Here is a 4,224-nt window from a genome sequence, read left to right on the forward strand (position 1 = left end):
GGACGCAGGTTGAGCGAACGAACGATGCGGTCAAAGACTGCGGCCTCGGGACGCTGCGCGCCCGAGGCCGCGTCCACGCCCGAGCGCAGGTGTTTCTCGCGCTGTGTCTCCGTCTCGTCGTCGCTATCACCAACTACGAACGAGGAGACAATCCGGGAAGCACCGTGATCACGGTGTGAGTACTATTCTATGACGCCCTCACGTTTACCCCTTAGCAATTGTCAAGAGGAGTTCATTTTATGGATTGCATGGGCAATAAGACACCTTCCGCTAGGGTACGACACCTACTTACCATTCATCTCGGTACATTGATTTAGTATGTACACTCGGGAGTGGACGATCAGGTTCGGCGATGTCGATATGTTTCAGATCGGCTTCTATCCCCGGTTGATGAGCGAAGTCCGACGGACTACCGAACGCTTCATGGAGTCGCTCGGCTATCCGTTTCGGGAGTTGATTGATGAACGGGAGTTAGGTTTGCCGATCATAGAAGCTGGTATCGAGTTCGAAAATCCGGCCGTTGCCGGTGATACGCTTACGCTTACAGTTACTCCGACTGTGGGAGAGACGAGCCTTCGATTCGAGATTGTAGCGAGACATGCGGATGGCACGACGGCCTTTACTGCATTCGAACAGCGAGTCTGTTTACCTGTCGGTGGTGACGAAACCGTCCCTCTTCCCGAGGACGTTCGACGAGTGCTTGAAGGCGCTCGGAACGAATCAGCGGACGGAAACGAACGATAGTCAGTTTCCGCGCGTAGCCCTTAGAGTCACATTCCCAGAAAGTAGCTGGTTTAATGTCACCAGCGCTTGCTCACTATTCTTTTATAATATTCTTCGGCGCACTCGTTGGATACGTCTACCATGACAAATAGAGACAACGGATTGAAAGTGCAGTCGTGGGATGCGATTCTAGAAACCCACGAACGGCTGTTGCAAGATCAGGTCATGTATCTTGCTGAGGAATCGAACTACTATAGCCGGAAGTTCGACGAGTGGGAGGTAGACCCGGATGATATCCAGACCCTTGACGATCTTTCACTGATCCCGTTTACAACGAAAGACGACGAGCGTCGATGCCAGGGTGAGACGATTTCCAACAGGCCACTCGGCGAGCACCAAGCCGTCGATACAGCCGATCTCAATCTCACGCTCTCGTCATCGGGAACGACCGGGAAGCCGACGTATTTCGGACTGACCAAGCAGGACCGGGACGGGTGGGAAACGGTAGTCGCGAGAGCTGCCAAGACAATGGGCGTCCGGGCTGATGACACTGTAGTCGACGCCATCGGCCGACCAATCGTTCCTGGCGGCCTTCCCTACATCAACGGGTTCGCAAAGCTCGGGGCAAATGTCGTCCCCGCAGGTGGCGGGAGTAGCGAGCAGCTTCTCACCGTCCTCCAAGACCTCTCGCCGGATGTTCTCCACTCGACCCCGTCCCACCTCGAGTACCTTATCGAACGCGCTCCGGACATTCTCGACCACGGTCTCGACGAACTTGGCATTCGTCTTCTCATCGGTGGCGGCGAGCCAGGTCTCGGAAACCCCGAAATCCGTGAGAAGATTCGAACTCAGTGGGGTGTCAACGGTGTCCGTGACGTGATGGGTCTTGGTGACATTTCCGGAGCGGTCGCGGCGGAGTGCCAGGCAGAACAAGGAGCACACTTTGTCGCGCATGAACGAGTTCACCCTGAGCTAATCGATCCAGAGACTGGAGAGCAGAAATCTTTTGAAGCCGGAGCAGAAGGCGAACTCGTATACACACCACTTCTTCGAGAAGCAACGCCGCTGTTGCGCTTCCGTTCCGGTGACTACGTGCGAGTTCTTGGGATGGACTGCACCTGTGGTCTAGCCACGCCACGCCTCCGCGTGGTCGGACGAGCTGATGATATGCTAATCTACAAGGCTAAGAACGTCTATCCCGAGGCGATTCGCGAAGTAGTTGTCGAGGTCGAGGGCGTTACGCCCCGGATGAAAATCGTCCTTCCCCACGAGGGAAAAACCCAATTCACGTCACCACTTCCCGTCCGAGTTGCTAGAGACGAACCCACCTCTCGCAACGATGATGAAATCATCAAGGAACTCACCTCTACCGTCAGAAATAGACTCAGTGTACGGATTGATCCTACTCTCGTCTCGTCAAGCGAAATCGAACCGTCCCAGTACAAAACTGATCTCGTCGAAGTTGCGGACGATGAGAGGTGCTAACGAACTATGCCAAACCGTCCGATCGCCGAACTGAAATCGATGATCGGAAGATCGGAAGATATCGTGGATGAAATGCGAATCGAAGCTGGCAAAGTCGCCGAGTTCGCTCACGCGCTTGGGTGCGAAGATCCAGTACACTACGAGCAAGATGCTGCGCAATCAGCGGGCCTACAGGCGATTCCAGCCCCCATTACGTTCCTCCGGACGTCGGTTTTTCCACGCTACCGACGCGAGGGTCTAGACCGTGACCCCGTTTTTGACTTGGGATTCGACAAGCGGCGTGAGGTACACGGTGAGCATTCGTTCAGATTTGAACGGCCAATCTATGTCGGGGACACCCTTTCCGCAAGTGCCACGCTCGTAGACGTGTATCAACGGGAATTCTCCGGGAAAGGGATGTTGACGTTTGCGGTCCAGGAGACAGAATACCGGGACGAGGATGGTGAGACCGTCGCGACGGAACGAATGACCGTCATCGAAGTTCCAACAACTGACGAAGACGAGGGTGGACGATGAGTTTCGATTCGCTAGAAGACGCAGTTGAGGTCGGTGATGAAGGTCCAAGGATAACCGTCGAGGACATCAGCCGTGAAACCTTCGTCAGATACGCGGGTGCGAGCGGGGACTTCAACCCGCTTCATTACGACGATGAGCATGTCCGGAACGCGGATTACGAGGGCGTGTTCGGTCAAGGAATGTTCGTCGCGGGTATCGTATCACGCGTCGTCACGCAGTGGTTTGGCATCGAAGGAGTCTCTACGTTCGATATCCGATTTGTCGAAAAAGTCCTTCCGGAGGAAACGATCCATGCGTTTGGGGTCGTAGAGGAAGTACAGGAAGCTCCCGACGCTACCACTATCGAACTCGCGCTTACTGCAGAGACCGACGAGGGTACTGAGCTTGCAACAGGAACCGCTACAGTCACTCTCGGGGAATCGAATCTGTAATAATATCGTACTAATCTACCGATCCTGAAACTCGGGAACTCTTCCCTCAAGAAACGCCTGCTTTCCTTCTTGGAAATCAGGGTGGTGAGCGACTGTTCGAGCGAGGTCTACGTCCCACCGCATTCCCTCGATTATCGGCCTGCCGAATGCTTCGTTCGTTGATCGAAGCGTCGCTTCGATTCCTGTCGGCGAGTTCGAACTGATAGTCTCGGTGAGTTCGTGAGCGGTGTCCATAACGGCAGGAGCTTCTACGGCACGGTTCACTAATCCCCACGATGCCGCCTGTTCTCCGGAGATCAACTGGCCGGTGAGCATAAGCTCCTTTGCCCGCGCCGTCCCAATCATGTGCGAGAGAAACCGCGTCCCTCCGGCGCACGGAAATATTCCCACCGTCGTTTCCGGCAGTCCGAGGCTCGCGTTCTCGTCGGCAATACGAAGGTCGCAGGCGAGCGCCAGTTCGAGCCCACCACCGACGGCTGCGCCCTCAATGGCGGCGATATACGGAATCGGTGATGTATGGATTTTCTCGATTGCATCGACCGATGCTGAAACTTCCTCGGTGAATTCGTCCGGTGATTGCTGCAAGTCACCTCCAGCACTGAACGTGTTTTCCGCACCTCGGACGGTGACCGCTCGAACGTCTGTCTCGTTCAAGCTTGCTACTGCCTCGGTGAGATCGCGGGCCAGCGTCTGGGACAGCGCATTTTTCTGTTCGGGCCGATTTAGCACAATTTCCGCTATATTATCGTCTATTTCTACTGTGATTACATCACTCTCTACTGGCATACTGTTGTCAACAAGGGCCCACAAGGTAAAACGTAGACCGCGATGGCGAGGGGGCTTTATCTAAAAGCGGCATGTCTGGAATCAGGCAGATGGTTTGTTCGAGCGGTGTCCACAAGGCCGAGGATATCACTAGAGCACGGATTCTACTCAAAGCCGACGACGGCGCGACTGATGCTATAGTGACCAAGGGAAGTTATGGGCATAGGGTGAGACGGTGACACAATGAGTAGCGATCGTCGAAAAGGGATTGTTCGGCATCTGACCGAAGAAGATCTTGATCGGC

The 4,224-nt window shown here is 54.8% G+C and carries 5 protein-coding genes and 1 pseudogene; 5 read left to right on the top strand and 1 reads right to left on the bottom strand.

All coding sequences use genetic code 11. The features are described from left to right. From ACQUQO_RS17900 to ACQUQO_RS17920, 5 genes and pseudogenes are all read left to right on the top strand, one after another. Positions 1 to 179, top strand: a pseudogene (locus ACQUQO_RS17900) (IS5/IS1182 family transposase); the annotation flags it as partial. 139 nt (positions 180 to 318) lie between these two features. Next, complete coding sequence (locus ACQUQO_RS17905; protein WP_435079966.1) at positions 319 to 744, top strand: acyl-CoA thioesterase; 426 nt, start codon at positions 319 to 321, stop codon at positions 742 to 744. A gap of 120 nt (positions 745 to 864) precedes the next feature. After that, the gene (locus ACQUQO_RS17910; protein WP_435079968.1) at positions 865 to 2,208 is read left to right on the top strand and encodes a phenylacetate--CoA ligase family protein; all 1,344 of its coding nucleotides are present in this window, start codon (positions 865 to 867) and stop codon (positions 2,206 to 2,208) included. A gap of 6 nt (positions 2,209 to 2,214) precedes the next feature. Continuing rightward, entirely contained in the window at positions 2,215 to 2,724 is a 510-nt protein-coding gene (locus ACQUQO_RS17915; RefSeq protein WP_435079970.1) for an FAS1-like dehydratase domain-containing protein, read from the top strand. After that, entirely contained in the window at positions 2,721 to 3,155 is a 435-nt protein-coding gene (locus tag ACQUQO_RS17920) for a MaoC/PaaZ C-terminal domain-containing protein (RefSeq protein ID WP_435079971.1), read from the top strand. Before ACQUQO_RS17915 ends, ACQUQO_RS17920 begins: the two co-directional genes overlap by 4 nt. A gap of 15 nt (positions 3,156 to 3,170) precedes the next feature. Here ACQUQO_RS17920 and ACQUQO_RS17925 read toward each other — a convergent pair whose 3' ends face one another. After that, positions 3,171 to 3,941, bottom strand: a complete 771-nt coding sequence (locus ACQUQO_RS17925) for an enoyl-CoA hydratase/isomerase family protein (protein WP_435079973.1) — start codon at positions 3,939 to 3,941, stop codon at positions 3,171 to 3,173. Between the last annotated feature and the right edge of the window lie 283 nt (positions 3,942 to 4,224).

It is taken from the genome of Halococcus sp. AFM35, from assembly GCF_051195015.1.
Taxonomy (GTDB): domain Archaea; phylum Halobacteriota; class Halobacteria; order Halobacteriales; family Halococcaceae; genus Halococcus.

What these genes read in the sequence shown, in the direction of transcription:
- ACQUQO_RS17910 (WP_435079968.1), top strand. Translation starts at nt 865, where the DNA reads ATGACAAATAGAGACAACGGATTGAAAGTGCAGTCGTGGGATGCGATT.
- ACQUQO_RS17905 (WP_435079966.1), top strand. Translation starts at nt 319, where the DNA reads ATGTACACTCGGGAGTGGACGATCAGGTTCGGCGATGTCGATATGTTT.
- ACQUQO_RS17915 (WP_435079970.1), top strand. Translation starts at nt 2,215, where the DNA reads ATGCCAAACCGTCCGATCGCCGAACTGAAATCGATGATCGGAAGATCG.
- ACQUQO_RS17925 (WP_435079973.1), bottom strand. Translation starts at nt 3,941, where the DNA reads ATGCCAGTAGAGAGTGATGTAATCACAGTAGAAATAGACGATAATATA.
- ACQUQO_RS17920 (WP_435079971.1), top strand. Translation starts at nt 2,721, where the DNA reads ATGAGTTTCGATTCGCTAGAAGACGCAGTTGAGGTCGGTGATGAAGGT.